General features: G+C 71.1%; 25 protein-coding genes. 17 read left to right on the forward strand and 8 right to left on the reverse strand.

Features of this window, described 5'->3' with window-relative positions; translation table 11 throughout:
- The 5 genes from E1264_RS01400 to E1264_RS01420 form a co-directional block, all read left to right on the forward strand.
- A partial coding sequence (locus E1264_RS01400; RefSeq protein WP_207935656.1) for an AMP-binding protein occupies positions 1-1,635 on the forward strand: 1,635 nt, incomplete at its 5' end.
- Positions 1,632-2,864, forward strand: a complete 1,233-nt coding sequence (locus tag E1264_RS01405) for an acyl-CoA dehydrogenase family protein (RefSeq protein ID WP_132168721.1) — start codon at positions 1,632-1,634, stop codon at positions 2,862-2,864. The genes E1264_RS01400 and E1264_RS01405, both read left to right, overlap by 4 nt.
- Positions 2,865-2,886: 22 nt before the next feature.
- Positions 2,887-3,645, forward strand: coding sequence for an enoyl-CoA hydratase/isomerase family protein (locus E1264_RS01410; protein ID WP_132168723.1), 759 nt, complete (start codon positions 2,887-2,889; stop codon positions 3,643-3,645).
- Positions 3,646-3,653: 8 nt separating this feature from the next.
- Positions 3,654-4,592, forward strand: a complete 939-nt coding sequence (locus E1264_RS01415) for a VOC family protein (protein ID WP_132168725.1) — start codon at positions 3,654-3,656, stop codon at positions 4,590-4,592.
- Positions 4,583-5,671: an acyl-CoA dehydrogenase family protein gene (locus E1264_RS01420; protein ID WP_132168727.1), complete on the forward strand. Its 1,089-nt coding sequence runs from the start codon at positions 4,583-4,585 to the stop codon at positions 5,669-5,671. Before E1264_RS01415 ends, E1264_RS01420 begins: the two co-directional genes overlap by 10 nt.
- Before the next feature lie 33 nt (positions 5,672-5,704).
- On the opposite strand, the gene E1264_RS01425 is transcribed toward E1264_RS01420, so the two are convergent.
- The 4 genes from E1264_RS01425 to E1264_RS01440 are packed head-to-tail and all read right to left on the reverse strand — an operon-like array spanning position 5,705 to position 11,098.
- Positions 5,705-7,222 (reverse strand): hypothetical protein, encoded by a 1,518-nt coding sequence (locus tag E1264_RS01425; RefSeq protein WP_132168729.1) that lies wholly within the window; start codon positions 7,220-7,222, stop codon positions 5,705-5,707.
- On the reverse strand, positions 7,219-8,088 hold the full coding sequence (locus E1264_RS01430) for an OmpA family protein (protein ID WP_132168731.1): 870 nt from the start codon (positions 8,086-8,088) through the stop codon (positions 7,219-7,221). Before E1264_RS01430 ends, E1264_RS01425 begins: the two co-directional genes overlap by 4 nt.
- Positions 8,085-10,571 carry an Hsp70 family protein gene (locus E1264_RS01435; protein ID WP_132168733.1) on the reverse strand — a complete coding sequence of 829 codons (2,487 nt, stop codon included), beginning with the start codon at positions 10,569-10,571 and terminating at the stop codon, positions 8,085-8,087. Before E1264_RS01435 ends, E1264_RS01430 begins: the two co-directional genes overlap by 4 nt.
- Positions 10,568-11,098, reverse strand: a complete 531-nt coding sequence (locus E1264_RS01440; RefSeq protein ID WP_132168735.1) for a hypothetical protein — start codon at positions 11,096-11,098, stop codon at positions 10,568-10,570. The genes E1264_RS01435 and E1264_RS01440 overlap by 4 nt, the downstream gene beginning before the upstream one ends.
- A gap of 110 nt (positions 11,099-11,208) precedes the next feature.
- Here E1264_RS01440 and E1264_RS01445 point away from each other — a divergent pair, with 110 nt between their 5' ends.
- The 6 genes from E1264_RS01445 (at position 11,209) to E1264_RS01470 (ending at position 17,710) form a co-directional block, all read left to right on the forward strand.
- Positions 11,209-12,414: a histidine kinase gene (locus E1264_RS01445; protein WP_132168737.1), complete on the forward strand. Its 1,206-nt coding sequence runs from the start codon at positions 11,209-11,211 to the stop codon at positions 12,412-12,414.
- Between the two features lie 139 nt (positions 12,415-12,553).
- Positions 12,554-13,300, forward strand: a complete 747-nt coding sequence (locus E1264_RS01450) for a LytTR family DNA-binding domain-containing protein (protein WP_243710693.1) — start codon at positions 12,554-12,556, stop codon at positions 13,298-13,300.
- 173 nt (positions 13,301-13,473) lie between these two features.
- A complete protein-coding gene (locus tag E1264_RS01455; RefSeq protein WP_207935658.1) occupies positions 13,474-13,800 on the forward strand; it encodes a hypothetical protein in 327 nt (108 codons plus the stop codon).
- Positions 13,797-15,527, forward strand: a complete 1,731-nt coding sequence (locus E1264_RS01460) for a cation acetate symporter (RefSeq protein ID WP_132168741.1) — start codon at positions 13,797-13,799, stop codon at positions 15,525-15,527. The genes E1264_RS01455 and E1264_RS01460 overlap by 4 nt, the downstream gene beginning before the upstream one ends.
- A gap of 222 nt (positions 15,528-15,749) precedes the next feature.
- Entirely contained in the window at positions 15,750-16,103 is a 354-nt protein-coding gene (locus E1264_RS01465; RefSeq protein WP_132168743.1) for a DUF485 domain-containing protein, read from the forward strand.
- Positions 16,100-17,710 (forward strand): cation acetate symporter, encoded by a 1,611-nt coding sequence (locus E1264_RS01470; RefSeq protein WP_132168745.1) that lies wholly within the window; start codon positions 16,100-16,102, stop codon positions 17,708-17,710. The genes E1264_RS01465 and E1264_RS01470 overlap by 4 nt, the downstream gene beginning before the upstream one ends.
- Positions 17,711-17,978: 268 nt before the next feature.
- Here E1264_RS01470 and E1264_RS01475 read toward each other — a convergent pair whose 3' ends face one another.
- Positions 17,979-18,338 (reverse strand): hypothetical protein, encoded by a 360-nt coding sequence (locus E1264_RS01475; RefSeq protein ID WP_132168747.1) that lies wholly within the window; start codon positions 18,336-18,338, stop codon positions 17,979-17,981.
- Positions 18,335-18,631 carry a hypothetical protein gene (locus E1264_RS01480; protein ID WP_132168749.1) on the reverse strand — a complete coding sequence of 99 codons (297 nt, stop codon included), beginning with the start codon at positions 18,629-18,631 and terminating at the stop codon, positions 18,335-18,337. The genes E1264_RS01475 and E1264_RS01480 overlap by 4 nt, the downstream gene beginning before the upstream one ends.
- 205 nt (positions 18,632-18,836) lie before the next feature.
- Between E1264_RS01480 and E1264_RS01485 the strand changes: the two genes are divergently transcribed.
- From E1264_RS01485 to E1264_RS01500, 4 genes are all read left to right on the forward strand, one after another.
- Positions 18,837-19,295, forward strand: coding sequence for a hypothetical protein (locus E1264_RS01485; RefSeq protein ID WP_132168751.1), 459 nt, complete (start codon positions 18,837-18,839; stop codon positions 19,293-19,295).
- 24 nt (positions 19,296-19,319) lie between these two features.
- Positions 19,320-20,675 (forward strand): hypothetical protein, encoded by a 1,356-nt coding sequence (locus E1264_RS01490; RefSeq protein ID WP_207935659.1) that lies wholly within the window; start codon positions 19,320-19,322, stop codon positions 20,673-20,675.
- Between the two features lie 47 nt (positions 20,676-20,722).
- Positions 20,723-21,127 carry a VOC family protein gene (locus E1264_RS01495; protein WP_132168753.1) on the forward strand — a complete coding sequence of 135 codons (405 nt, stop codon included), beginning with the start codon at positions 20,723-20,725 and terminating at the stop codon, positions 21,125-21,127.
- A gap of 204 nt (positions 21,128-21,331) precedes the next feature.
- On the forward strand, positions 21,332-23,467 hold the full coding sequence (locus E1264_RS01500) for a hypothetical protein (protein ID WP_165963906.1): 2,136 nt from the start codon (positions 21,332-21,334) through the stop codon (positions 23,465-23,467).
- 59 nt (positions 23,468-23,526) lie between these two features.
- Here E1264_RS01500 and E1264_RS01505 read toward each other — a convergent pair whose 3' ends face one another.
- Together E1264_RS01505 and E1264_RS01510 are read right to left on the reverse strand one after the other, a co-directional pair.
- Positions 23,527-24,903, reverse strand: a complete 1,377-nt coding sequence (locus tag E1264_RS01505) for a beta-propeller fold lactonase family protein (RefSeq protein WP_165963907.1) — start codon at positions 24,901-24,903, stop codon at positions 23,527-23,529.
- Between the two features lie 200 nt (positions 24,904-25,103).
- Positions 25,104-25,580 carry a GNAT family protein gene (locus E1264_RS01510; protein ID WP_132168759.1) on the reverse strand — a complete coding sequence of 159 codons (477 nt, stop codon included), beginning with the start codon at positions 25,578-25,580 and terminating at the stop codon, positions 25,104-25,106.
- A 34-nt stretch (positions 25,581-25,614) separates the two neighbouring features.
- Here E1264_RS01510 and E1264_RS42915 point away from each other — a divergent pair, with 34 nt between their 5' ends.
- Together E1264_RS42915 and E1264_RS01515 are read left to right on the forward strand one after the other, a co-directional pair.
- Positions 25,615-25,785 carry a hypothetical protein gene (locus E1264_RS42915; protein ID WP_165963908.1) on the forward strand — a complete coding sequence of 57 codons (171 nt, stop codon included), beginning with the start codon at positions 25,615-25,617 and terminating at the stop codon, positions 25,783-25,785.
- Between the two features lie 95 nt (positions 25,786-25,880).
- Complete coding sequence (locus E1264_RS01515) at positions 25,881-26,507, forward strand: hypothetical protein (RefSeq protein WP_132168761.1); 627 nt, start codon at positions 25,881-25,883, stop codon at positions 26,505-26,507.
- The last annotated feature ends 39 nt before the right edge of the window (positions 26,508-26,546 follow it).

Here is a 26,546-nt window from a genome sequence, read left to right on the forward strand (position 1 = left end):
CCCACCATCCATGACGACGCACGCGGCGACAGCGGAGGTCCGATGCGGAAGGAGACGCTGGAGAGTTTCGTCCTCGGGGACGTTCTCCGGTCACAGGCGCAGATTCACCGACGACAGACGTTCCTCAAGTTCCGGGACGGTGAGATCACCTACGGCGAGGTGGACGCCGCCGCCGACCGGATGGCCCGCGCGCTCGCCGGGGCCGGGATCGGGCGCGGCGACCATGTCGGGCTGATGCTGCCCAACTGCGCCGACTTCGTCCATCTGGTCTTCGCGCTGGCGCGGCTCGGCGCGGTGGCGGTGCCGATCAACATCGCGTACCGGGGGGAGCTGCTGCGGCACGTGCTGGACAGCTCCGACTCCCAGTGGCTGATCATCGACGGGCCGTACGCGGAGCGGATCATCGAGATCGCGGAGCGGCTGCCGAAGCTGGGCCGGGTGATCGTGCGGGACGCCGCCGCGAACGGGGTGCTCCTCGACCGGCTGGGCAAGCCCGCGCGGGAACTGGCGAGCCTGCCGGACGACGGCGACGGGCGGGTGGAGGTCCCGGTCGGGTTCGCGGACATGCAGGCGATCATGTACACGTCCGGGACGACGGGACCGTCCAAGGGCGCGATGGTGCCGCACGCCCTGGCGCTGACCTGCGCCTACGACTCGCTCAACTTCCTCGACCGGTGGGGCAAGACGATCTACTGCCCGCTGCCGCTGTTCCACGCGGCGGCGCTGTGGGACGGCATGCTGTCCGCGCTGCTCGGCGGCGGGTCCATCGCGATCGTGGAGCGTTTCAGCGCGTCGAGGTTCTGGGACGACGTGCGCCGCTTCGACGCGCGGGTCTGCATGAGCGTGTTCTCCATGATCCCGATCCTGCTGAACCGTCCGCCGACGTCCAGGGACAAGGACCACCGGCTGGAGACGTTCTACATGGGCAAGTCGAGCCTGGACGAGCCGATGCGGGAGCGGTTCGGCGTCCGGTCGGTCGAGACCTACACCAGCACCGAGGCGGGGATCGCGACGGGCAGCCCGTACGGGGAGTGGCGGGTCGGATCGTGCGGGCAGGCCCACGAGGAGCGCTTCCAGGTCGCCGTGGTGGACGAGCACGACCGCGAGCTCCCGCCCGGGGAACCGGGCGAGCTGGTGCTGCGGCCGAAGCAGCCGTTCGTCCTCACGACCGGCTACTACGGGAACTGGGAGGCGACGACCCAGTGCTTCCGGAACATGTGGTTCCACACCGGGGACCGGGTATGGCGCGATGACGACGGGTATTTCTTCTTCCTCGACCGGATGAAGGACGCCATCCGCCGCCGTGGTGAGAACATCTCCGCCTTCGACCTGGAGACGGAGATCAACCAGCATCCGGCGGTGCTGGAGTGCGCCGCGATCGGCGTGCCCTCGGAACTGGAGGACGAGGACATCAAGGTGTCGATCGTGGTGCAACCCGATACCGGCATGGATCCGGCCGAGCTGATCGCCTACTGCGAGGAGCGGCTGCCGCGCTCGATGGTGCCGCGCTACGTCGAGTTCGTGGACGCGTTGCCGCGCACCCCGACCGACAAGGTCGCCAAGTACAAGCTGCGGGCGCAGGGCGAGCACGGGCTCACCGACACGACCTGGGACCGGGAGGCGGACGGACGGTGAACTGGGACGACACGCCAGAGGAGGCCGCGTTCCGCGAGGAGGTGCGGGCCTTCGTCCGGGAGCGGTTTCCCGAGTCGTACCGTCCGGCCGGGGACGAGGAGCAGAGCCTGGAGCCGGAGGACGTCGCGGGCTACAACTGGCCCGTCGACCGCGTCGCCGACGACCCGGGCCGCCGCGAGGGCGCCCGCGCGTGGGCCGAGGCCCTGGCCGAGCGCGGCTGGATCGCCCCGCACTGGCCGAAGGAGTACGGCGGCGCCGGGCTGTCGGCGCTGGAGGAGTTCGTCCTGCACGAGGAGATGATGCGGGCGCGGGTGCCGACCGTGAACGGCATCGGCGCGTTCCTCCTGGGCCCGACCCTCCTGGTCCACGGCACGGACGAGCAGAAGGCCGCGCACCTCCCGCCCATCGCCAAGGGGGAGGCGACCTGGGCGCAGGGCTTCTCCGAGCCGGGCTCCGGCTCCGACCTGGCGTCCCTGCGCACCCGAGCCGTCCGCGACGGCGACGACTACATCGTCGACGGCCAGAAGGTATGGACATCCCTGGGCCAGTACGCCGACTGGCTGTTCGTCCTGGTCCGCACCGACCCCGACGCCGACCGCCCCCACCGCGGCATCACGTTCCTCCTCATCGAGGCGAACGCGCCCGGCGTGACGATCCGTCCCATCACCGACATCCGGGGCGCGGTGCCGTTCTGCGAGATCTTCTTCGAGGGCGTCCGGGTGCCGGTGGCGAACCGCGTCGGGGAGGAGAACCGCGGCTGGTACGTGGCGATGTCCGCGCTCGGCTTCGAGCGGGCCGGGATCGGCGCGACGATCAAGTACGAGCAGGCCCTCGCCGAGCTGGTCGCCTACCTGCGCTCCCCGGAGGGGCGCCGCTTCGCCCGCCGCAGCCCCGCCCTGCGCCAGGAGATAGCCCGCCGCCAGACGGAGATCCGCGTCCTGTACAACCTGGCCCGCTACACGGTGTCGCGCCAGGCGGCAGGGGACGAGCCCGACTTCGAGGCGTCCATCAACCAGCTTTTCGGCGCCGAACTGCACCAGCGCCTAGCCCGGACGGGCGCGCGCGCGTTCGGGCGGTCAGCCGCGCTATGGGAACGCGAAGGCGCCCCCATGAACGCGACATTCACCCACATGCGCAGAGACTCGGTGGCGTCCACCTTCCTAGGCGGCACCACCGAGATCCAGCGGAATGTCATCGCCACCCGGGGCCTGAACCTGCCCCGCAGCTGATCATCAGGAGGAGCGAGCACGCATGCCCGACGAGAACGCCTACGAGACCGTCGATCTGCGGATCGAAGAACGAGTGGCCTGGCTGACGCTGAACCGGCCGGAGAAGCTCAACGCGCTGACGCCGACGACGATGACCGAGCTGCGCGACATCTTCACCCGCGTCGACGACGACGAGGATGTCTGCGTGGTCGTGCTGCGCGGCGCCGGTGAGCGCGCGTTCTGCGCCGGGATGGACCTCGGCTGGTCGGAGAAGCTCACCCCGCGCGAGCGGATCGAGCAGGGACGGCTCGGCGAGAAGACGTTCGCGATGATGGAGCGGCTGTCGGTCCCGGTGATAGCGGCGGTGCACGGCTACGCGGTCGGCGGCGGCCTGGAGCTGGCGCTCGCGGCGGACTTCATCGTCGCGTCCGACAACGCGAAGGTCGGCCTGGTCGAGATCACGCTCTCGGCGCGCCCGCCCTACCGGCCGAAGATGACCGAGGACGGCGACCCCGACCAGCCCGAATTCGGCGGCTCCGCCCCCGGCTGGGGTGGCGTGAAGCGGCTCCCGGAGCGCATCGGCAAGGCCCGCGCCAAGGAACTGCTGTTCACCGGCGCCCGCATCGACGCCGACCGCGCCTTCAAGCTGGGCCTGGTCAACGACGTCTACCCGGCGGACGAGTTCGACAAGCGGGTCGGCGAACTCGCCGAGCGGATCGCCGCGATGAACCGCTACAACCTGCGTCTGGTCAAGGAACTGGTCACCAACGGCTACGACTGGATCGAGCCGCACCCGAGCTAGGAGGACCCGTGCAGATCTACCGCATCGATCACGTCGCGCAGGTGACCCCCGACCTCGACGCGCAGGTCGCGCTGCTGGAGGGCTTGTTCGGGTTCCGGCGCGTCCGGAGCTGGGACAGCCCCGACGAGGGCGCGCGCGGCACCCGGCTGGAGATCCCCGGCAGCCACGGCCAGGCGTGGGAGGTGGTCACCCCGGCCGGTGAAGGCTCGGCACTCCAGACGTTCCTGGACGACCACGGCGGACGTCCCGGCCTGCACCACGTCGGCGCCGAAGTACCCGACCTGGAGGCCGTCCGCGCGGAACTCGAAGTGCGCGGCATCAAGCCGACCGACGGGGCGCGCGGCCGCTGGCTGGAGGCGTCGCTGACGCCGCCCGAGCACGGCCCCGGCGTCCTGTTCCGCCTCCGCGGCCCCGGCAACCTGGACATGTGCGGCGACTCGCCGGCGTCCGTCCCGGAATCCACATCCGCATCGTCCCCGTCGCTCGGCATCGTGGCGCTCGACCACATCTGCCAGGCGTTCCCCGACCGCGACCTGCTGGCCGGCTGGTACCACGGCCTCGCCGGGTTCACGCAGGTATGGCGGACGCCGGACGACGAGCATCCCGACATGGCCGATCTCGTCCTGAACATCCCCGGCTCCACGATCTGCTGGGAAGTGATCATGCCGCGCGGCGAGGACTCGTTCATCGAACGCTTCCTCGACCGCAACGGTGCCGCCGCCCACCACGTCACGTTCGAGGTGGCCGACTGGGACAAGGCCCTGGCGGCCTGCGAGCACCACGAGATCCCGACCTTCGACGACGAGGAGGGCGTCACCGACGGCGCCGCCTGGAAGCACACGTTCATCCACCCGAAGCACACCGGTGGCGTCCTCGTCCAGTTGTTCTGGGAGGAACGTCCCGGCGTGTGGGTCCGCTCCGACAAGGTCCCGCCGCCATGGACCTGAGCCTCACCGAGGACCAGGAGCTGATCGCCTCCACCGCCCGCGACCTCCTGGAGTCCCGCGCCGCGACCGCCGGAGCGCGGGCGATGGACGGCGACCCGTCCGGCCACTCCGCCGCCCTGTGGAAGGAGATGGTCGAGCTCGGCTGGACGGGCCTGGCCTTCCCGGAGGAGCACGGCGGCGTAGGCGGCGACTTCCTGGACGTATGCCTCCTGTTCGAGCAATTGGGCTACGCCCAGGTCCCGAGCCCGCTCCTGACATCGGTGGCGTCGTGCGGCATGCCCATAACCCGCCACGGCACGTCCGAACAGAAGGAACGCTGGCTGACGGCCCTCTCGGAGGGCCGGATAGCCACCGCCGCACCGCTCCCCTGGGACCGCCCCGACGAGGGTCCGGTGGCCACACCCGACGGCTCTGACTTCGTCCTCAAGGGAACGGCCACGTTCGTCCCGTTCGCCGCGTCCGCCGAGAGCCTCCTCGTAGCGGCGCGTGTCGACGACGAGCCGCGCGCGTTCTGGGTGGACGCCTCATCCGCAGGCATAACACTCCGCCCCTTGAACACGATCGGCCTGGACCGTCCCTGCCACGTGGACCTTTCCGATGTCCGCGTCCCCGCCACCGACGCCCTGACCACGGACGCCGCCGACGCCATCTCCCTCTTCGGCGCCGCGGCCACCTGCGCCGAAATGGTCGGCGCCGCCCAGCGCGTCCTGGACATGACGGTGCAGTACGCAACGGAACGGGAGCAGTTCGGCCGCCCCATCGGGTCGTTCCAGGCCGTCCAGCACCACTGCGCCGACATGGCCATCGACGTCTTGGGCTCCCGCTTCATCGCCTACGAGGCCATCTGGCGCCTCTCGGCGAACCGGGACGCGACGCAAGAAGTGTCCATGGCCAAGGCATGGGTGAGCGAGGCGTACGAACGGGTCTGCGCGCTGGGCCACCAGGTACACGGCGCGATCGGCTTCACCCAGGAACACGACCTGCACTGGTTCTCCCAGCACGCCATGTCGACGTCCCTGGCCTTCGGCGACGGCGACGCCCACTACGAATCCCTGGCCACCCACCTCGACATCCCTTAACCCTGCCGCCCACGAGCCCCGGGCGCCCCGCCGCTACTGGACGCCCGGGGGCTTGTGGCCGAAGGACCAGCCGGCCTGGAACTTCTCCTGGATCGCGGGGAACGCGTGCAGGACGTCCGACGCATCCTTGGAGAGCGGGGTGGTGGCGGCGAAGCCGGCGGCGAACGCGAAACCGGCGAAGGTCAGGATCATCAGGACGACGCCCGCGCCGAACGCGTCCGTGGAGGTCAGGACGAGCCCGAGCGCGAACAGCGCGACGTTGGACCCGAGGCCGTAGGCCCAGAGCTTGGCGCGGCGGGTCCGGTGCGCGGACGCGCAGCCGGCGCAGCGCGGCACCGTGATCGTCAGCTTCCGCCAGGTGATCCGCCGGGCGTAGTACGCGGTGATCTCCTCGTTGACCTCGCCGTGCATCTTCACCTGGAACCCGGCACCGTCGTGGCTCGGGTTCTCCTTGCAGAACCAGCAGATGGCGTAGACCTGGTTCTCGCGGACGGTCTCCAGGTTCTCCGCGATGCGCGTCCGGACGTTCGCCGACACGGCGGTGGCCTCGGCCCGCTCCAGGACGCCCTCCGCCGGATGCCAGTCGCCGGTCTCGTTGCCGTACAGGATGACGCAGCGCATGGCGGAGTCGGCGACCTCGTCCCGCAGCCCCTCCAGGAGGGAGTGGTCGCCGGGCAGGACCGCGCCGAGCCCCGCGAGGACGGGCTCGGCCCGTTCGAGCAGGCGCACCGCCTCGCCGTGCCCGGACTCGGGGGTGGCGTCGGCGCGTTCGAGGGCGCTGCGGCTCTGTGATCTGAGCCGGGAGGCGACGGGGGCGACGGCGTCGCGCAGCGCGGTCTCGACCAGGGCGCCGTCGAAGCCGGAGCCGCGCATCAGGTCGATGTGGGCGGACGCCTTCGCGTGCTCCCCGGCCTCCGATTCCCGGACGGCGAGCCGCGCGCTGATCGACAGGAGGGCCGCGGGGAGACGTTCGCGCAGCTCCGCGGCGGCGCCGGGCCCGATGCGGGGGTCGTCGGCGGTGCGGGCGCGGGCGGCGACGAGGTCCCAGAACGCGCCGGTGTCGAGGGCCGCGCGCCAATGGCGCAGCGCTCGTTCCCAGAGGCCGGGGTCGGGGGCTTCGTCGTCCAGGGCGCGGGCGTGGGCCAGGACGGCGAGGTTGTGCGCGGCGACGGCGGCGGGGCGTCCGGGGCCGGGGTCGGACCAGAGCCGCTCGGCGTCCTCGACGCGCCCGTCGCGCAGGGCGGCGAGGGCCTCGTCGCCGTCGCGGGAGGACCAGAACCAGAACAGCTCGTCCTCCAGGCGGCGGACCGGGTCGCGGAGCCGCTGGATCGCCCGCTGCGCGGCGTCGGCGTCCGGCGGCGGGTCCAGGGGGAGGAGCGCCGAGCCGGTGCCGGGGGGCGCGCCGAGCTTGGCCTTGACCTGGAGTTCCTCGGAGCGGCGGCGGATGTCGCGGGCGGTGGCGTCCACCGTGAGGCCGGTGACGCGGAAGGGGTTCTCCCGGTAGAGGTCCGGGCCGACCTGGGTGAGGAAGGACGTCTTCGTGGTGTTCATCGTCCACCTGCCGCGGAGATGCGGACGCTGACCGTCCGGTTGCGGGGATCGCGTGACGCCGCCTCACCCGGGTGCGGCGGCAGCAGGCCGGCCAGCGTCGAGACGGAGAAGCGGGCGGTGGGGATCCGCGCGGACGAGCGCAGCACCTCCTGGACGACCGTGGCGCGCAGCAGCCCCAGCTCGGCGTTGCTCGCGTACCCGCCGCCCGGGTGGACGGCGCGACGGTCGGTGTGCCCGATCACGGTGACGGAGACCTGGCCGGCGTAGGGCCGCAGCTGCTCGCCGAGCTCCTTCAGGACGGCCCGGCCCCGCGAGGTCAGGGTCGCGTCGCGGCGGAAGAGGCCGCGCTCGAACGTGACCTCGATCTCGCCCGCCCGGCGGACGACATGCATGCCGGGGCCTTCGAGCTTCAGCGCGGCGACCGGGTCTGGGGAACCGGCGGCGGACGGCACCACCGGGGAGGGGCGAGGCGGCGGGACGGGCGCCTCGGTCTCATCGCGGTCCAGCCAGACGTCCGCCAGCATGACGAACGCGAGCAGCACCACGGACGCCGTCCCGAGCCGGAGCGCGGAGCGGGCGAGGACGAAGCGCCGGGGAGACGCCGCCGTCGCCCGGATCCGGGCGATGCGGCGGCGTCCCTCCGCGGCGCCGGGGTCGCCGGGGGAGAGGGCGGCGACCCCGGCCCAGCAGCGGTCGGCCTCGTCCAGCCGGCCCTGCTGCGCGTACATGCGCGCCTTCAGATCGAGCACGACAGGACCGTCCTCGCCGTCCAGCAGTTCCTCCGCCTCCGCGTAGCGGCCAGCGCGGGCCAGCGTGCGGGCCTGCGCGACCGCGACCTCCCGGACCGCCTGTGCCGGGGCGTTCACCGGCCCGCCCTCACCGTGCTGAACGGGTCGGTCGGGGGCGGGGCCGAAGGCAGCAGGTCCGCGAGCGCCGCGTTGACGTCGCGGAGCGTGCCCGCGTCGCCCGCGTCGGCGGCGCGGCGGCCGGTGGCGATCAGCGCGGCGGCCTCCCGCTGGTCGCGCATCTCAGGCTGCAGCGCGGACAGCTCCCGGAACGCGATGAACGGCAGGTCGCCGGACGCGTCCAGCACCCGGGTCGCGAGCCGCCGCAGCTCGGTGACGCGCTGGCGCAGCAGGTCGGCGTCGTGCGCGGCGATGGCCTCCTGGACCGCCGCCTCGGCCGCCTCCAGCGCCGGGACGTCGCCCGCGCGGCCGCGTTCCTCGACGACCTCGCGGACCAGCGGCAGGACCTCCCGCGCCTCGCTGACCAGGCCGGGCCATTCGAGCTCGTCCTCGACCTCGTCGGCGGCGGCGCGCAGGTCGAGCAGCCGCTTGCCGCCCGCGACGGCGGCGTCCGGATCGACCCCGGCGGCGTTCACCTCGGCGTCCAGGTTCGCGACGATGCCCTCCGCGTCGATCCGGGCCAGCACCTCGGCGGCGCGCGAGTCGCCGAGCTCCCCGGCCTGCCGCCGCGCCGACTCCAGCCGCCGCTTCTCCGCGGCGGCGTCCTTCGCCAGCTCCGCCGGGTCAGGGACGGTCTCCGTCTGCAGGTTGACGGCGCTCTGGAACTCCTCGTCCAGGATCGGGACGTAGGCGCGCGCGACCACCATCCGGGACTCGTCGATCACGATCGTGAAGTCGACCTCGCTGCCCTCCGGCACGTCCCGCCTGACCTGCTCGGGGTTGATCTCCAGCCGGCCGATCCTGCGGTTGCGGTCGGCGCGGTGGTGCTCGCCCTCCAGCACCGGGATCCGGATCATGCCCTCGCCGGCGCCGCGGAGGACGCCGACCGCGGTCCGCAGCAGGATCCGGCGGCGGGCCGGGAGCGGGGTGCCGCGCTTGAACAGCCACTCGACCTCGTTGCCCTCCAGCCCGACCCCGATCGAGTGGGTGAGCGGCGGCTGCGTGTCGACGGCCCCGACCGTGTACGTCAGCGTGTTCGGCGTGATCGGGCGGGCCGCCCCGGTCGCGTCCGTCAGCTCGATCTCGAACGTGTTGGCACGGCCCTTCTCCGCCCACAGCGTGGTCGTGAACGTCCCGTCGGCGGGCAGCGGGATGCGGCCGCTGCGCCAGACCGGCTGGGTGTGCGGGTTCACGAACTCGATCGAGCAGCCCGCCGGGTCGGCGCCGGCGACGCGCCCGCCGACGAACGGCTCGATGTCGGGCCCGAGGGGGCGGTATTCGAGGTCGACCCCGTACTCGCCGCTGGGCGGCGGCGGTCCCGCGAGCGACGGGTCGAGCCGCTGGCCCCCGGCGAAGACGGCGGCGCCGCGCGCGACGGTCGTGATCGGGTCCTGGGTGTGGTCGAGGGGGATGCCGAGGCCCTCGCGGGGGTCGGCGAGCCGTTCGCGCAGGTACGGCGACAGGGTCGGGCCGCCGACGAGCAGCGCCCGCTCGACGTCGCCGGGCCCGAGCCCGCTCTCCTCCAGCGCCTTGCGGCACAGGTTCACCGACCGGACGACGAACGGTTCGGTGAGCCGCTCCACGTCCGCCCTGGCCAGCTCGTACTCGAACTCCACCGTCCGGCCGGAGTCGGCGTCCAGGTCGAGGTACAGCTCGGCGGACTCCGCCCGGGACGCCTGGATCTTCGCCGCCTCGGCGGCGATCTTCAGCCGGTTGATGTTCTTGCGCCACCGCGGGTTGCCGCGGCGCAGGTCGCTCAGCCCGTGCTCGCGCGTGACCGCCGGGATCAGCAGCTCCTCGACGATCGCCCAGTCCAGCAGCTTGCCGCCGAGGAAGTTGTCGCCCCGGTGGTTGACGACGGTGAACTCGCCGTCCCGCATCTGGATCACGGCGGCGTCGAACGTCCCGCCGCCGAAGTCGTACACGAGCCAGAACGCGTTCTCGGCGTCCTCCTGGAACCCGTGGGCGAGCGCCGCCGCGGTCGGCTCCTGGAGGAGGGGCGCGTGGACGATGCCCGCCATCTCGGCGGCGCGGCGGGTCGCGTCGCAGGCGCTCAGCTCGAACGCCGCCGGGACGGTGATGACCGCCGCGCCGATCTCCTCGCCGGTCCGCTGCGCGACGTCGCGGCGCAGCGACCGCAGCACCTCCGCGGACAGCTCCTCCGGCTCCATCGACCGCCCGGCGGCGGCGAAGTGCTTGGGCTGGCCGGTCGTCCCCATCCGCAGCTTGAACTCCACGCAGGTGTTCTCGGGGTCGTGCTCGCTGCGGTCCCGGGCGGCGCGGCCGACGCTGATCCGGCCGCGGCGGTCGACCAGCACGGCGGACGGGGTGGTGTCGGCGCCGTCGTTGTTCTTGATGATCTCGGTCTCGACGCCGTCCAGCCGCGCGATGGCGCTGTTGGTGGTGCCGAGATCGATGCCGAAGTCGATCGTGGTCCTGTTCATTGCTTGCGCGCTTCCTCCGTCGTCGCTTGGGACGTCGGCGTTTCGGGGGTGCCGACGATCACTTCGGCCATCTGGACGGCCCGCCCGTCCAGGTACACACCGGGGCGCAGGGTCTCGGTGATCTGCTCGCGCGCCAGCCCCGGCGTCGGCTCGTACGCCACCACCGACATCGCCAGCCCGGGGTCGAACGGCTCGCCCACGTGGTCCCTGATCGTGATCCCGGTGCCGGCGAGGACGTCCCAGGCCGACTCCAGGTGCCGGACGACCGGGCGCGGCGGGTCGTCCATCCGCTCGATCCGGCCCCGCAGCCGCCACAGGCTCGTCGCCAGCTCCGCGAGCGACCCGTCCGCCAGCCCCGGAACGCCCGCCTGTCCGCCGCCGTCCGCCGCACCAACGCCCTGGGCGCCGACGAACCGGGCGAGTTCGGCCAGCGCGTCCGCGGGCCACGCCGACGCGCTGATCCTGAATTCCGGCGGGTGCCGCCATTGCCGGAGGGCGCCCCCGGCCCGTGCAAAGACACGCCCCATGCCCGTGAGTCCTCTCCCCATACCGGCCCTGTCGCCGCGTTCGCCGTAACGGTGGCAGCGCCGTCGCGGGACCCCTCCCGGAGAGGCACGGCACCGCGTAACTTCGCCGTATGAATGTGGGCATTGCGGTCGTCGCGACGCTGCTGGTGACGTGGGTCCCGGCGCTGGTGTGGCTGTGGCGCCGCGGGCGCGGCGGCGATCTCGGCGGGCCCGCGCGGCGCGCGACGTTCGAGACGCTGCACACCGCGTCCCGGGCCGCGCCCGCGTTCCGGGCCGGGCTGACCGAGCAGGGCGCGCAGAAGGCCGCCCGGCACCTGCGGGCGCTGCTCGGCTGCGCCGCGCTGGCGATCACGGACGGGGAGCGCCTCCTCGCCTGGGACGGCGAGCACGACCACCACGCGGAGGAGGGGCCGCGGCACGCCGAGGCCACGCTGGCGAGCGGCCGCACCCAGGTCCACGACGTGGTCTGCGACCGGCTCGACTGCCCGATCCGCCGCGTCGTCGTGGTGCCGCTCGCCACCGACGACCGCGTCGTCGGGACGCTCGCCGCCTACGGCGAGGAGGTCCCCGCCGGGCTGATCCGCGCCGCCGAAGAGGTCGCCCAATGGGTGGACGCGCAGCTCGAACTCGCCGAACTCGACCATTCCCGGACGCTGCTGATGGAGGCGGAGATGCGGGCTCTGCGGGCCCAGATCTCGCCGCATTTCATCTACAACTCGCTGACGACGATCGCGTCGTTCGTCCGGTCCGACCCGGAGCGGGCGCGCGAGCTGCTGCTGGAATTCGCCGGGTTCACCCGCTACTCGTTCCGGCGGCACGGCGACTTCACCACGCTCGCCGAGGAACTGCGCTCCATCGACCGGTACCTGCTGCTGCAGCGCGCCCGGTTCGGCGAGCAGCTGCGGGTGACGCTGCGGATCGCGCCCGAGGTGCTGCCGGTCGCGGTGCCGTTCCTGTGCCTGCAGCCGCTCGTGGAGAACGCCGTCCGGCACGGCCTCCAGGACAGGTCCGAGCCCGGCCTCATCACGATCGTCGCGGAGGACGCCGGGTCCGACTGCGTGATCAGCGTCGACGACGACGGGATCGGGATGGAGCCCGAGGAGGTCCGGCGGCTGCTGTCCGGGGAGGCGCGCCCGGACGGCGAGGACGGCGACGCGGCCGGGATCGGCCTCGCGAACGTCGACGGCCGGCTGCGCCAGGTGTACGGCGACGAGTACGGCCTCGCCGTCGAAACAGGGCCCGGCGCGGGGACGAAAGTGACCGTCCGCGTCCCGAAGTACCGTCCCGGCGTGACCGCCTCGTCGGGCCCGCTGTGACCGAGTCCGGACGGATCGTCCGGCCGAATCGGCCAGGTGAGGCGCGTCCCGGCCCCTTGACTCATCGACGTCCTTTTACTGGAATGTGGCGGGCGGTACAGGAAGGGCGGGGTTTGTCGTGGGCCTTCGTGTCCTTGCGGTGGATGACGAGGCGCCCGCGTTGGACGACCTCGTCCACCTTCTGCGCGCCGATCCGCGCATCGGCGAGATCCACACCGCGCGGGACGGCGCCGCCGCGCTCCGCAAGCTCGACCGCGCCCTCGCCGAGGGGCGCCCCATCGCCGCCGTGTTCCTCGACATCCGGATGCCGGGCCTGGACGGCACCGTCCTCGGCCGCGTCCTCGCGCAGTTCGCCCGCGCGCCGCAGATCGTCTTCGTCACCGCCTACGAGGGGCACGCCGTCGACGCGTTCGAGATCAAGGCGACGGACTACATCCTCAAGCCGGTGCGCCCCGAGCGGCTGAACGAGGCGATCAGGCGCGTGACCGAGTCCACCGAGGACTGGATGGAGGACGACGGGACGGGCGCGCCGTCGTCGCCGTCCGAGCCGGAGCCGATGCCCGTCGAGCTGGGCGGCGTCACCCGGTTCGTCACCCCCGCCGAGGTGCTGTACGTGGAGGCGCAGGGCGACTACGCGCGGCTGCACACGTCCGGCGGGAGCCATCTGGTCCGGATCCCGCTGGCGGCGCTGAGCGAGCGGTGGAGCGGTGCAGGATTCGTCCGGGTGCACCGCAGCCACCTGGTCGCGCTGTCGGCGATCAAGGAGCTGCGGCTGGACTCGGGCCGCTGCACCGTCATGGTCGGCGGCGCGGAGCTGCCGGTGAGCCGCCGGCACGTGCGCGAGCTGCGCGACCTGCTGGTCCGCCGGGCGAGGCGGTCCCCCTGAGCCCCGGCGACCGGCGCGCCGCGCCCGGCGGCGACGGCTCGGACGGCGACCGCCCGCCCGGCCCCGCGCCGGGACGGGTCCTGGTCACGGGCCCCCGGACGCGCACCGTCCGCCGCCCCCGCTACCCGGTCACGCGGGAGATCGACGAGCAGACCGGGCTCGGCGAGGCGTACATGCGCTCGCTGGTCCGCACGCAGCTCCGGCTCGCGATGCGGCTGTGCCTCGTCCTCGCCGTGGTCGTGGCGGGGCTGCCGCTGCTGTTCGCGCTGGTCCCCGCGGTCCGCGAGCAGGAGGTGCTGGGCGCGCCGCTGCCGTGGGTGCTGCTCGGCGGGCTGATCTACCCGTGGTTCGTCGCCTGCGGCTGGTGGTACGTCCGGCAGGCCGAACGCAACGAGGCCGACTTCGCCGAACTCGTCGACCGCGCCTCCACCCCCCGCGACGAGGACCGGTCTCTCGTGGGGGGACGACCCCCCGCAGCCCCCGGAAGAGACGGGTCATGAGCGCCGCGTACGGGGTGGCGGGCGTCCTGCTGGTCGTCGCCGCCACCGTCCTCATCGGCGCGCTCGGGGTCCGCATCTCCCGCACGACGTCCGACTTCTACGTCGCGTCCCGGACGGTCACGCCCCTGCGGAACGCGTCCGCGATCGGCGGCGAATATCTCTCGGCCGCGTCGTTCCTGGGCATCGCGGGCCTGATCCTCGCCTACGGCGCCGACATGCTGTGGCTCCCCGTCGGCTGGACGGGCGGCTACCTGGTCCTCCTGGTCCTGGTGTCGGCGCCGCTGCGCCGCTCCGGCGCCTACACGCTGCCGGACTTCGCCGAAGCGCGGCTGGAGTCCATGGCGGTGCGGCGCGTCGCGAGCGTCCTCGTCGTGCTGATCAGCTGGCTGTACCTGCTGCCGCAGTTCCAGAGCGCCGGGCTGGTCCTGCGGACGGTCACGGGCGCCCCGGTCTGGACGGGCGGCATCCTCGTCGCGGTCGTCGTCGCCGTGAACGTGTGGGTCGGCGGCATGCGCAGCGTCACCCTCGTCCAGGCGTTCCAGTACTGGATGAAGCTCACGGCGCTGTCCGTCCCGCTCATCTTCCTGCTGCTGGCGTGGCGGTACGACGGCGCGCCCGGCCTGTCGTCGGAAGCCCCGCCCCGTTTCGACGACCGCACCACCGTCGCGGTCGGGACGGCCGTCACCGTGGACGTCACCGCACCCGTCCAGGTCGTCGTCGACGGGCGGATCGACGGCCGCGCCTACGACGACGTCCCGCTGACCCTGGCCCCCGGGCGGCACCACATCGACCAGGACGCGTCCGTCACCTTCCCCGCTGGCGCCGACGTCCCGCACGTCACCGGCGAACCCGTCAGCACCGACCGTGAATGGGCCCTGCCGCTGGACGGCCGCGATCACTCCCTCTACGCCACGTACTCGCTGATCCTCGCCACGTTCCTCGGAACGATGGGCCTGCCGCACGTCCTCGTCCGCTTCTACACCAACCCCGACGGGCGCGCCGCACGCCGCACAACGGTCATGGTCCTGTCACTACTAGGCGCGTTCTACCTGTTCCCCGCCCTCTACGGGGTGCTCGGACGCCTCTACACGCCCGAACTCCTCATGACCGGACGCGCGGACGCCGTCGTCCTCACCCTCCCCGGGCGGCTCATCGGCGGCGTAGGCGGCGACCTGCTCGGCGCGCTGGTGACGGGCGGCGCGGTCGCGGCGTTCCTGTCGACGTCGTCCGGGATCACCGTGTCCGTCGCCGGGGTGCTGGCGCAGGACATCCTGCGCGGCGGGGTCCGCTCGTTCCGCGCCGCGACATTGCTCGCGCTCGTCGTCCCCCTCGGCCTGGCGATCGCGGCCCGCTCCCTCGCCGTCGCCGACGTCGTCGGGCTCGCGTTCGCGGTCGCCGCGTCCACGTTCTGCCCGCTGCTCGTCCTCGGGGTGTGGTGGCGGCGGCTGACCGTCCCGGGCGCGCTCGCGGGCCTCATCGCGGGTGGCCTGCTCGCGGGCACCGCCGTGATCGTGACCATCGCGGCCGGGCCGCCGGACGGCTTCGTCGGCGCGATGCTCGCCGAGCCCGCCGCCTGGACGGTCCCCATCGCCTTCACCGTCATGATCGCCGTGTCGTGGTGCACGCCGGGACGCGTCCCGCCGGGCGTGGCCCGCATGATGGTGCGCCTGCACACCCCCGAGTCCCTGGACGTCGACCGCGGCACCTGGCGCCCGAAACGGGTGTGATCAACGGGGCGCCGGGCGACCGAAACGAGCCTGACGCCGCCGCGCCGGGCGACCGAAACGGGCGACCGTTCGTCGCGTCAAACGGACCGTTCATCGACGCGGCGCGCAGACCGGCGACGATGAGCGGCAGCTGAACGCACCCTCCCGCCGGGCCCCTTCGCCTGCACGGACACGCTCCTTAGCGTGTCGCGTGACCGGCGTCACTACAGAGGAGGGACGGTCGTGTCCGTCGATAAGAGTGCCTCCGGCACCGTCTACGAACGGTTCCAGAGCGGCGCGGAGTTCCAGGAACTCCGGCGCAGATTCCGCAGATTCGCATTCCCGATGACCGCGGCGTTCCTCAGCTGGTACCTGCTCTACGTCGTCCTGTCGGGGTGGGCGCGGGGCTTCATGGGCAAGGAGCTGTTCGGCTCGATCAACGTCGCGCTCGTGTTCGGCCTCCTCCAGTTCGTATCGACGTTCGTCATCGCCTGGCTGTACGCGCGGCACGCCGACCGCAGCCTCGACCCCATCGCCGACAAGATCCGCGCCGGAATCGAGGCCGAGGCCGGCGGGAAGGCGGAGGACGCCCGATGAGCCACGAAACCCTCTCGATCCTCCTGTTCCTGACGTTCGTCGCCGGAACGCTCGCCATCACCGTCTGGGCGAGCCGGAACACCAAGAACGCCACCGACTTCTACGCGGGCGGACGGTCCTTCTCCGGCGTCCAGAACGGCCTCGCGATCGGCGGCGACTACATGTCCGCCGCGTCCTTCCTCGGCATCGCGGGCCTGATCGCCCTCTACGGCTACGACGGGTTCCTGTACTCGATCGGGTTCCTCGTCGCGTGGCTCGTCGCGCTCCTCCTGGTCGCGGAGCTGCTGCGGAACTCGGGCCGGTTCACGATGGCGGACGTGCTGTCGTTCCGGATGAGCCCCCGCCCCGTCCGCACCGCCGCCGGCGTCTCGACCATCGTCGTGTCGATCTTCTACCTGCTGGCGCAGATGGTCGGCGCGGGCGCGCTGGTCTCCCTGCTCTTCGGCTTCACCAGCGAGTTCGCGAAGGGCGCGACGATCGCGCTGGTCGGCGTCCTCATGATCGTGTACGTCGTGTTCGGCGGCATGAAGGGCACCACCTGGGTGCAGATCGTCAAGGCCGTCCTGCTGATGACGGGCGCGACCCTGATCACGCTCCTCGTGCTGAGCGAGTTCGGCTTCAACCTGTCGTCGCTGCTGAACGACGCCGCCGACCAGAGCGGCAAGGGCAAGGACTTCCTGGAGCCCGGCCTCCGCTACGGCACCGAGGCCAGCGGCCTGGAAGGCAAGCTCGACCTGATCAGCCTCGGGCTGGCGCTCGTCCTCGGCACCGCCGGGCTGCCGCACATACTGATCCGCTTCTACACCGTCCCGACCTCCCGCGACGCCCGCAAGTCGGTGCTGTGGGGCATCGGCATCATCGGCTCGTTCTACCTGCTGACCCTCGTCCTCGGCTTCGGCGCCGCCGCCCTCGTCGGCAGCAAGGAGATCGCGAAGGAGAACCCGGCCGGCAACACCGCGGCCCCGCAGCTCGCGGAGAAGGTCGGCGACCTCGTCTTCGGCGAGGCGGGCGGCACGATCCTCCTCGCGATCATCGCCGCGGTCGCGTTCGCGACGATCCTCGCGGTCGTGGCGGGCCTCACCCTCGCCTCCTCCTCGTCCTTCTCGCACGACCTGTACGCCCACGTGTTCCGCAAGGGCAAGGCCACCGAGCGGGACGAGGTCCGCGTCGCCCGGATCTCCGCGTTCGTCATCGGCGCCGTCGCGATCGTCCTCGGGATCTACGCGCAGCGCCTGAACGTCGCGTTCCTCGTCGCCCTCGCGTTCGCGGTGGCCGCGTCCGGGAACCTGCCCGCGATCCTGTACAGCCTGTTCTGGAAGCGGTTCAACACGGCCGGCGCCGTCGCCGCCATCTACGGCGGCCTCGGCTCCGCGATCTTCTTCGTGACCTTCTCCCCGGTGGTGTCCGGCTCCGAGAAGGCCCTGTTCACCGACGTGGACTTCCACTGGTTCCCGCTGGAGAACCCGGGCATCGTCTCCATCCCGATCGGCTTCTTCTGCGGCTGGCTCGGGACGATCCTCAGCAAGGAGTTCAACGCCGAGAAGTACGCCGAGATCGAAGTCCGCTCCCTCACCGGCGCGGGCGCCGAGGGGGCGGTCAAGCACTGACCCTGTCGTGCCGCGCGGGCGACCGTCGCCCGGCCCCGCGCGGCCCGTGGCCCCGTCCCCGTACCTCCCGGGACGGGGCCGCGCTCCCCACCCGCGTCCCCCTGACGCTCAGCGGACGTCAGGGGGACGCGGCATTCCTCAGATGGCGTGTTGCCCTTGTCCCGGCCGCCCACCCTGCAATTCCTCCCTGCTGATCGCGGCCCATGGCCGCGCACGTACGGGTGGGGGCGACGCGGCGTCGGGGGGATGCCACCGCGCCGCCCCGGCTCTAGTGCGACGCGTTCACGGTGATCAGGCCGCTCAGCGCGCTGCGCAGCCATCCCCGGCGAACGGAACGGCGGTGCCGCGAAGGCGCCGGTTGGACGCGCGAGGACGCGTCGCCGAGGCTGTCCCGCGAGTACCGTGGCGCGTGGCGCGGAAGGGGCCGCTGCAGCACCGCGATCCGGTCTGCCAGTTCCATCGGCTTGGATGCCTCCACGAGGCGGTGTCGACCGGCGCGGTCCCACGCGAGCGCCCACCAGCTCCCGGTGAACTCGCCCTGCCACACCGCCACACCGGGAAACCAGCGCGCCAGCTCGGCCGTCACCTGCTCGGGCTCCAGTTCGGCCACCGCCCAAGGCGGGGTCACTGCTTCGCCCCGTTGCGCAGGTAGCCGACGATGAAGACGGCCGCGTCGGTGATGTGTCCCGCCTCGGCGACGGGCTCGTTCCAAGAGGTGTAGAACCAGAGCCGCGCGTCGTCCTCCACCCGCGGACGGCACGTGATGACATCTGAGAGTCGACCGACCTCCGGACAGCACCCAGGGACGTCCGGGTTCTTGACGCTCAACCCGCGCGTGGTCAGCTCGACCTCGAGCCGCCGGGCCGACAGATGCGCCCCCAACGCCGCGAGGCGCTCCTGGGGAACCGTACGATTTGCCATGGGTCGGACCACCTTCCGGCCGAGGCCCCGGGTCACCTGGTGTTCGCGCACCAGGCCGGGGCCGCTCTCGTCTGGCGAAGGGGACTCATCAGGCGGTTCACCGTCGTCTGCCGAGTGACAGGCCGGACGAGCTCCTCTGTGTGACCGAGTGAATAGGGTTCGTCACACAAGAGGGAGATGACATCTGGTGACATGAGGACAGGGCATGCCGCAGGCCGTGACGATCACAGGTACGCGCTCGACCGATCACCGCGCATTGACCGACTACCGGGCGATGTTCGATGAGTACGTCCGCCCGTTCGCGCAGCCCGGTGTTAGCTTCCACTTGGGAGGCGCGTCCGGTATCGACTCGCTCGCGTTGCTCTGGCTGGCCGACGAGACGGATGTGCGGCTCGTGGTAGCCGTTCCGGCCCGGTTGGCCGATCAGCCGCCCGACGCTCGGCGTGCCGTGGCTACGGTCCGAAACGCGGGCCGCCTCACTGAATTGGTAGAACTCGGTGGCACCCTCAACACCGAAGGCTATTTCGCGCGCAATCGCTGGATGGTGGACCGCAGCGGCTTCGTCATTGGCTTTCCCCTTCGGGGGATGCGATCAAGTGGCACCTGGTACACGCTCGACTATGCGGCAAACCATGACAAACCTCGATTGGTGATGCCGATCTGAGAACTGTGATGGTGTACTGCCGACATGGACGGAGAACGCAAGGTCGGAGCCCACGCCCTACGGCGGCTCCGGACAAAGCGGGGTTGGTCTTGGGCCGAACTGGCCGCACAACTGCGTTCGCATGGCCGCGGGCTGCACATCACACGAGTCGGCTCGGCCCAACTGAACAGCATCCGGCGGACCGTCGGACGCTGGGAGGCAGCCGTCAGTACTCCCGACGAGCAATATCAGGTGCTTCTCGCGTACGTCTACGCGCGCACGCCTGCCGGATCGGTGGCCCTCGGCTCCGGCTCGGACTTCCGCGAGCTAATGGAGGCACTGGCGCTACTCGGCGTGCCATCTGAGCGGATCGATGAGCTGACGAACACCGTTGCCGCCGCCGTGGTCGACACGGGCATGAGCCTTCTGGCCTTCCTCGATGCCTCGACCCGCGCTGAGCTGGCCGGTGTGCTCGCCCGGCCCGAGTCGTTGAGCGTCTCGGTGCTCGATGGACTCGACGCGACGAGCAGGACGGTAGACGGGCAGATCAGCACTGTTCCGTTCGTGCGGCTCCACCTCGTCCAGGCGGCCGTGGTCGAAGCATGTCGGCAATTGTTGACGCGCGATAGTCCTGCCGGGCTGCGATCCCAGCTGAACGCCGTTGCCGCCCGTGCATTCGCGCTGGCCGCTCGACTGGCGTTCGAGACCCGTGACGACTCTGCCGCGCTCGCGCTGTACGAAGAAGCGGTAGCGGTCGCGGGCGAGGTCGACCATTCACAACGGGCCTTGATTCGTTCAAGCCAGACGATGGTCACCTACTACTCCACCGGCGACATCGGGTGGGCCCGCGGCATCGCCGACGCCGCCGTGCGGGACGCGCGTCGTGGTGGCAGCGCCCTCATGCGGGCGCGGGCGCATGCGCTCCAGGCCGAGATGGCTGCGCGCAGTGAGCCCCCACAGGTGCGCCGTGCCCACGCGGCCTTGCACAGAGCGTGGTGCGACCTGGACGCCGACACAGCGGGCGACCCGATGGCGAACTCGTTCAGTAAGGGGCCGCTCCGAGGCTTCGAGGGCGTGTGCGGCATCTTCCTCGGTGAGGCCGAGGCCGCCGAACGCCAGCTGGCGAGATCCGCCGAGACTTTGACGAGGCCCCGGGAGGGCGTCCAGCGGGCCATCGTTCTGACCGACCGCGCGCTCGCGCGACTCCGCACATCCGGCGCGGGTGCTCCCGAGGCCGCGGCCGGGCAATTGCACGAATGCGTTGAGCTCGCCGCCGCCACTCGAGGGCGCGTTCCGGCTCAGCGGCTCCGGCTCGCGCGCCTAGAGTTGCGCCCCTGGCGTCGTGAGGCGTTCGTGGCCGACCTCGACGACCACATTCACTCCACGCTAATCGGAGTCTGAGCACGGGGTGAGCCGACACTCATCGATGCCCCGCTAGCCTGCCGAGTATGCGGATGTTGCATCTTGGGTTGCGGGTCAGCGACCTTGAACGGTCGCTCGCCTTTTACGCCGCGCTTGGTTACGCGGTGGTCGGCGGCGTCCCTGAGACTGGGTTTGGCAGCCTGACCATGCTCAAGCTGCCCGACGATCCGTTCGTCAGCCTTGAGCTCGTGCACGACCCCGCGAAGCCGGTTGAAGACGTCAGCGCCGTCAACCACCTCGTCGTCCAGGTGGACGATCTCGATGCCACGATCGCGGATCTCGCGGTCAAGGGCGTCATGGCCGAGCCTCCCGCGGAGCCGGGACCCGGGGTCCGGACGTCGTGGCTGACCGACCCCGACGGGTACCGGATCGAGCTCGTGCAGTGGCCGCCCGGCCATCCGGCGGGAATGACGGCCGCCGATTTCACCTGATCAGCCGCGTCCGCGCCGAATTTGGGCTACTGGACGGTAGAACATGAGAACTTTTCTGGTTCGGGTGGCATCTACTCCGATATCGACTGCCGCAACCTGAAGCCTGTCAGGAAGGCTTCACGGCGGTCGGAACCCACTTATCGGGGACCGTAAATGATCTTGAAGCCTCGACATCGGACAGGTTCGGGCCGGGCCGGACGGCGGGTGACCAGGGCCGTCGCCGGCGTGGTGTCGCTCGCGCTCGTCGCGTCGGCCGTCACGGCGGTCACGGTGCCGCAGCGGGCCGACGCGCTGCCGCTCCAGCAGCACCGGCCGATGACCTATAACATGCAGGGCGCCGCCGACGGACAGCTCGCCAAATGGACCAACACCGTCCGGACGCAGGCCAGGACGCACGACGTGATCGCCTTACAGGAGGCGGGCGCGAGGCCGACCAGCATGGGAACGCCCGAAACGGCCGCCCAGCAGCACGGGATGCGAGTCGACCGGTACCTATGGCGAGTGGAGACCGTTGACAGTGACCCCCTGGACCAGGGGGGCGTGCGCAACGTGTACTTCATGGAGACCGATCCCGGCGGCCACCGGGTGAACCTCGCCATCGTCACCCCGTACGCCGCCGACGAGATCATCATCATCCCGCCGTCCTTCCAGAGCAGCCGCCCGGCGTTCGGGATCCGCCTCGGGACGACCGTCTTCTTCACGATGCACGGCCTGTCCGGCTCGGGCAACGACGACAACGGGCTGCTCCGGCAGATGAACCAGCAGGTCACGGGCAACCGCTGCTGGGTCGCGCTCGGCGACTTCAACCGCGAGCCGCACCGGTGGAACCCGGCCGGCAGCTCCCTGCAGACTCCCGGCTTCGACCCGAACCTGCCCACACTTCCCGGGACCGGCAGGATTTACAGCCCCAATGAGCCGACGCACGTTCTCTCCAGTGGGGAGATGCGCGAACTCGACTACATGGTGACCAACTGCAATCTCCCCAGCGAATGGGGTGGGAACCGGATCGGCGACCTGTCGTCCGACCACGTCCCCGTCGAATTCCGTCCATTGGCGGCGGACGCGAAGGGACGGAAGAAGACCGTGATCAGCAAGAAGAACGCGAAGGCACTCGACCAGCGCGAGGACAGCAGGATCAACCGGCCCCAGCGCTTCTGGGGCGTCGTGAAGAACCGCAGCACGTCGGCCACCCAGCGATACTCGCTCCGCACCGTCGCCCGGGGACAGTCCCAGATCGTCAACGAGTACAACCAGTGCCTTCACGAGGTGGACACCCCGTTCTCGACGGAGCCCAACCTGCACACCAAGACATTCTGGCGCCCCTGCGGCATTGACTCCGCCGACCGGTGGAGGCTGATCTTTTCCACGGTCCACTCCGGCTACATGACGCTGCTCAACGAGGGCACGCGCCGCTGCCTGACGCTGGAGGGCGAGGGCGACCATCCCGTCGGCCGGTCCTGCACCAGCGGCACCGACGCGAGCCAGCTGTGGGCCGCGGTCCCGGCCTTGGAACAGGGCGACACCGGCGCCGACGACGACGGGCCGGGCCCCCGCCCGGACGAGACCGGAGAGCAGCAGGCGAGGCCGGACGTGACGTGGAACATCACCCCGTCCAGCGGCCCCGAGCTGTCGCGCAACTACAACGACATGATCGGATCTCTGCGGCGGGCGGCCGGGGCCCATCCGTTCCGGGGGAACGTCGGCCAGACCACGGCCGACCCCGACCGCATCATCCGGATGCGCGTCGAGCTCCAGGACTCGCGGGGGTCGAGCGACTTCCTGACGCTGTACCTGTCCGCCCACGACACCCGCCTGCGCGGCTGGACCAACGACCAGGGCACCTACCAGTTCGGCGACTACGACCTCGGCAGCCGGATCGGCGGATCGCCCACCAGCATGGTGTTCGGTTCCTCCGACGCGTCGCTGCGGTCGGCCTGGACGCAGACGGGGCAGCCCGAGCGGCATGCGAGCGTCCAGCGCGATCTCAGCGCCAACGAGATCAAGGACTCGCTGTACGGCCTGAACGACTACCGGCCGGGAGGCGACGTGACCCCCGTGATCAGGGCCTCCCTGGTCCTGTCGACGGTCGTGACGCACGCCGCCCACTTCGGCGCCGTCTCCCACGTCTCCAGCGACACTCTCGCCGACCGCAACCCGACCGGGAACCACTCCCTGAACGACACGATGTACGGCCTGTTCGACGACTGGGAGGCGCTCTCCCGGTTCACCCGGAACATCACCAACTTCCCCGTCACCACCGAGCCGCTCGACCTCGACGACCCCGACATCACGCTCCGCACCTTCAAGGAGGCCGAGAACTTCGTCATCCTGATCAGCTAGTCCTTGTGGCGCACCGCCCGGGGACCGGAAACGGTTCGCGGGCGGTGCCGTCTCGGGCCCTATTCGATGGTGATCGTTCTGGTCGTGCGGGCGGCGGGGGAGCCGGTGCAGTGGGGGGTCTGGCCGGTGAAGACGAAGGCGGTGGTGCAGCCCTCGTCGTCGGTGACGGTGAGGGTGGCCCGGTAGGTGCCGGGGCGGCGGTAGGCGTGGGTGGGGTGCGGGCCGCCGTCCGGGAGTGCGGTGCCGTCGCCGAAGGTCCAGTCGTAGCGGGCGACCGTGCCATCGGGGTCGGCGGAGGCGGTGGCGTCGAAGCGGGCCGTGCGGCCGGTGACGGTGCTCTGGAAGGCCGCCTTCGGGCCCTGGTTCGGTGGGACGGCGACACCCTGGAACGTGGGGTTGCTGCCGCCGGTCGGGAAGGGCGAGCCCGCGAGCTGGGTCAGCACGCCGGTCTTGCCGATGTCGAAGGCCGTCAGGTCGTGGGTCTCGAAGTTGCCCACGTAGAGGTTGCGGCCGTCCCGGCTGGGGGTGATTCCCACGGACGCCCCTGCCGATTCAAAGGGCGACCCTGGGACGGGTTGCAGCGAACCGTCCTTCCCTATCGAGAAGGCGGTGACGTTGCGCGTGACGGTGGTGTCGTGGTTCGGGCTGGTGACGTAGAGGTGGCGGCCGTCCGGCGTGACCGCCGCGTCCTCGGGGAAGACGGCGGTGGGGAACGGCGAGCCGGGGACGGACGACAGGCTCCTGTCCCGGGCGATGCGGTAGCCGTAGACGACGTCCGATCCGGTGCTCGCGATGTAGATGAACCGGCCGTCCGGGGTGATGTCGGAGCCGTTCCCACCGGAGCCGACCGGGACCGTCGGCAGGTCGGTGGGACGGAGGCCGCCGTCGCGGTCGACGGCGAACACGACCAGCTCGTCCGCGCGTCCCTTGACGGGGAGCCCGTGGCTGACGAAGACGAAGCGTCCGTCCGCCGAGGCCGATACGGTTCGCGGTTCGGTGGCCCCGGTGGGCAACGGCGTGCCGATCAGGTGGGGTATTCCGTTCGCGTCGATGGACAGGGCCGACACCGTGCCGGAATTGAGGTTCGCGGTGTAGAGCGTCTTGCCGTTCGGGGCGATGGCGATGCCGAACGGTTCCTGCCCGCCGGTCGGGGCCGGAGCGCCCAAGGGGGCGAGTTCGCCGCGGTCGCTGACCGTGTACCCGGAGACCGTATTGTCGCCGCCATTCGCCGTGTAGGCCCGGCGCCCGTCGGGTGTGAAGACGAAACCGCGAGGCCGGACGCCGGTCGCCACGCGGTCGCCGATCCGGGTGGGCCGCCCTGCGGAGTCGAGCGTGAAAGTAGTGATGTCGTTGGAGAACAGATGCAGCACGTAGAGCGCGTTCCGGCGGCTCGGCGGCTCGGCGCGCGTTTCCGCCGACGCGGAGGACTGGACCATCGGCGCCACCAGGACGGCGCTGAGTAAGCAACCTAAGACGCGACTTCGACCTTTCATCGACTGACCTTCTTCCCGTCGCCATCTGCCTGACTTTGTTGGTGGTCACGGAAAGCGGGGTGCCCCGGTTCAATCCCGGTCGAGTTCGGTCTACGTGAGGACGGTGGTGCGGTGGTGATGGGTGGTGATCTCGGCGCAGGACGTCAGCCCGATACCTGAGGCCCTGTGGATCCGTGCGCCGCGAAGAATTCCTCGGCCGTGAGACCGAAGATCAAGTTGTCGTGGTAGCGGCCGGCGAAGAAGTCGTGCCGTCGCAACCGGCCTTCCAGAGTGGCGCCGAAGGCGAGCATGCCCGCTTGCGAGACCTCGTTGAAGTCGTGCACATAGGCTTGCGCCTTCTGGTAGCGGCGTTCGCCGAACATGTAGCCGAGGAGCAGTATTCCGGCCTCCCAGGCGTATCCCTTGCGCTGGTGCTCTGGAGCGACCGCCAGGCCCAGATAGAAGCGTCCCGCCACGGGATCGGCTTGGGTCGTGTTGATGCAGCCCACCATCCCGCCGTGCTGCCGATCGGTGATCGCCAGGAGGAAGTTGTCTGACTCGACGGCGCGCAGGCCGGCCCGGAGCGACGGCGGCGTTGCGGCCGACCGGGCGCGAACGCGATCCCGATGGCCGCCGGGGATGCCGAAATGCCGGTTAGGGGCGCATTATGGGATCATGAGCGATGCTGAGCGGGCGCAAGAGCGTGGGGCGGATCGGTGGCGCAGCCTTCCTCCGCGCATCCGGCTGGAGGACACGATGGCCGGGCAGGAGGTTCCGCCCAAGCCGCAGGTGATCGCGGATCCGAGCAGCGTGCAGGTCGACGAGGCCACCCGCTACCCGGCCTGACCAGGGCTTCCACACGTCCCGGCGTCCGGCGTTCCGGTGGGATCTTCAACTGGGGATGACGTCAGGTTTGCGACGCGATCGGTACCGTCAGATAGGTGTTTGGCCAGCGTAAGACGTGTGTCCAGGTGCTCAGGGGCCGGACGAACGACGCGGCGCGCCTGTGCGAGGCGGCCGAACGCTGGCACCGGGAGGTCGCCCCCGGAGCCCGGGGATGGCTGGGCAGCACCGGCGGGGTGACCGAGGACGGCGTCTACTTCAACCTGATGCGCTTCGACTCCCCGCGGGCGGCCCACCGCAACGACCGGCGGCGCATGCAGGGACAGTGGTGGGACCAGGTCGCCGACCTGTTCGAGGGTGAGGTCACCCTCGAGGAGTCCACCGACGTGGAGACGTTCGGACGCGGCGGCTCGGACGACGCGGGATTCGTCCAGATCCTGCGGACCCATATCCGCGACCGGGAGGCGGTGCGCCCGCACGTGCCCGAGGAGTTCCAGCGGACGCTGACGCGGCTGCGGCCCGACATGATCGGCGGCATGTTCTGCGTCCACCCCGACGGCACCTGCACCGGCGTGGCCTACTTCACCTCCCTCGAAGCCGCCCGCGAGGGCGAGCGAACGGAGATGCCGCCCGACTACAAAGCCTGGCGTGACGAACAGATGACGCATTTCGACCAGGAAGCCGTCTTCTACGACCTGCGCGATTTCTGGCTCCAATCCCCGTGACACCTCAGACGTCCAGGCCCACGTCGAGCGAGTGGGAGA

This window comes from Actinomadura sp. KC216, assembly GCF_004348535.1.
Classification (GTDB): Bacteria; Actinomycetota; Actinomycetes; order Streptosporangiales; family Streptosporangiaceae; genus Spirillospora.

What these genes read in the sequence shown, in the direction of transcription:
- E1264_RS01410 (WP_132168723.1), top strand. Translation starts at nt 2,887, where the DNA reads ATGCCCGACGAGAACGCCTACGAGACCGTCGATCTGCGGATCGAAGAA.
- E1264_RS01420 (WP_132168727.1), top strand. Translation starts at nt 4,583, where the DNA reads ATGGACCTGAGCCTCACCGAGGACCAGGAGCTGATCGCCTCCACCGCC.
- E1264_RS01425 (WP_132168729.1), bottom strand. Translation starts at nt 7,222, where the DNA reads ATGAACACCACGAAGACGTCCTTCCTCACCCAGGTCGGCCCGGACCTC.
- E1264_RS01435 (WP_132168733.1), bottom strand. Translation starts at nt 10,571, where the DNA reads ATGAACAGGACCACGATCGACTTCGGCATCGATCTCGGCACCACCAAC.
- E1264_RS01440 (WP_132168735.1), bottom strand. Translation starts at nt 11,098, where the DNA reads ATGGGGCGTGTCTTTGCACGGGCCGGGGGCGCCCTCCGGCAATGGCGG.
- E1264_RS01445 (WP_132168737.1), top strand. Translation starts at nt 11,209, where the DNA reads ATGAATGTGGGCATTGCGGTCGTCGCGACGCTGCTGGTGACGTGGGTC.
- E1264_RS01455 (WP_207935658.1), top strand. Translation starts at nt 13,474, where the DNA reads ATGCGCTCGCTGGTCCGCACGCAGCTCCGGCTCGCGATGCGGCTGTGC.
- E1264_RS01460 (WP_132168741.1), top strand. Translation starts at nt 13,797, where the DNA reads ATGAGCGCCGCGTACGGGGTGGCGGGCGTCCTGCTGGTCGTCGCCGCC.
- E1264_RS01470 (WP_132168745.1), top strand. Translation starts at nt 16,100, where the DNA reads ATGAGCCACGAAACCCTCTCGATCCTCCTGTTCCTGACGTTCGTCGCC.
- E1264_RS01480 (WP_132168749.1), bottom strand. Translation starts at nt 18,631, where the DNA reads ATGGCAAATCGTACGGTTCCCCAGGAGCGCCTCGCGGCGTTGGGGGCG.
- E1264_RS01485 (WP_132168751.1), top strand. Translation starts at nt 18,837, where the DNA reads ATGCCGCAGGCCGTGACGATCACAGGTACGCGCTCGACCGATCACCGC.
- E1264_RS01490 (WP_207935659.1), top strand. Translation starts at nt 19,320, where the DNA reads ATGGACGGAGAACGCAAGGTCGGAGCCCACGCCCTACGGCGGCTCCGG.
- E1264_RS01495 (WP_132168753.1), top strand. Translation starts at nt 20,723, where the DNA reads ATGCGGATGTTGCATCTTGGGTTGCGGGTCAGCGACCTTGAACGGTCG.
- E1264_RS01505 (WP_165963907.1), bottom strand. Translation starts at nt 24,903, where the DNA reads ATGGTCCAGTCCTCCGCGTCGGCGGAAACGCGCGCCGAGCCGCCGAGC.
- E1264_RS42915 (WP_165963908.1), top strand. Translation starts at nt 25,615, where the DNA reads ATGAGCGATGCTGAGCGGGCGCAAGAGCGTGGGGCGGATCGGTGGCGC.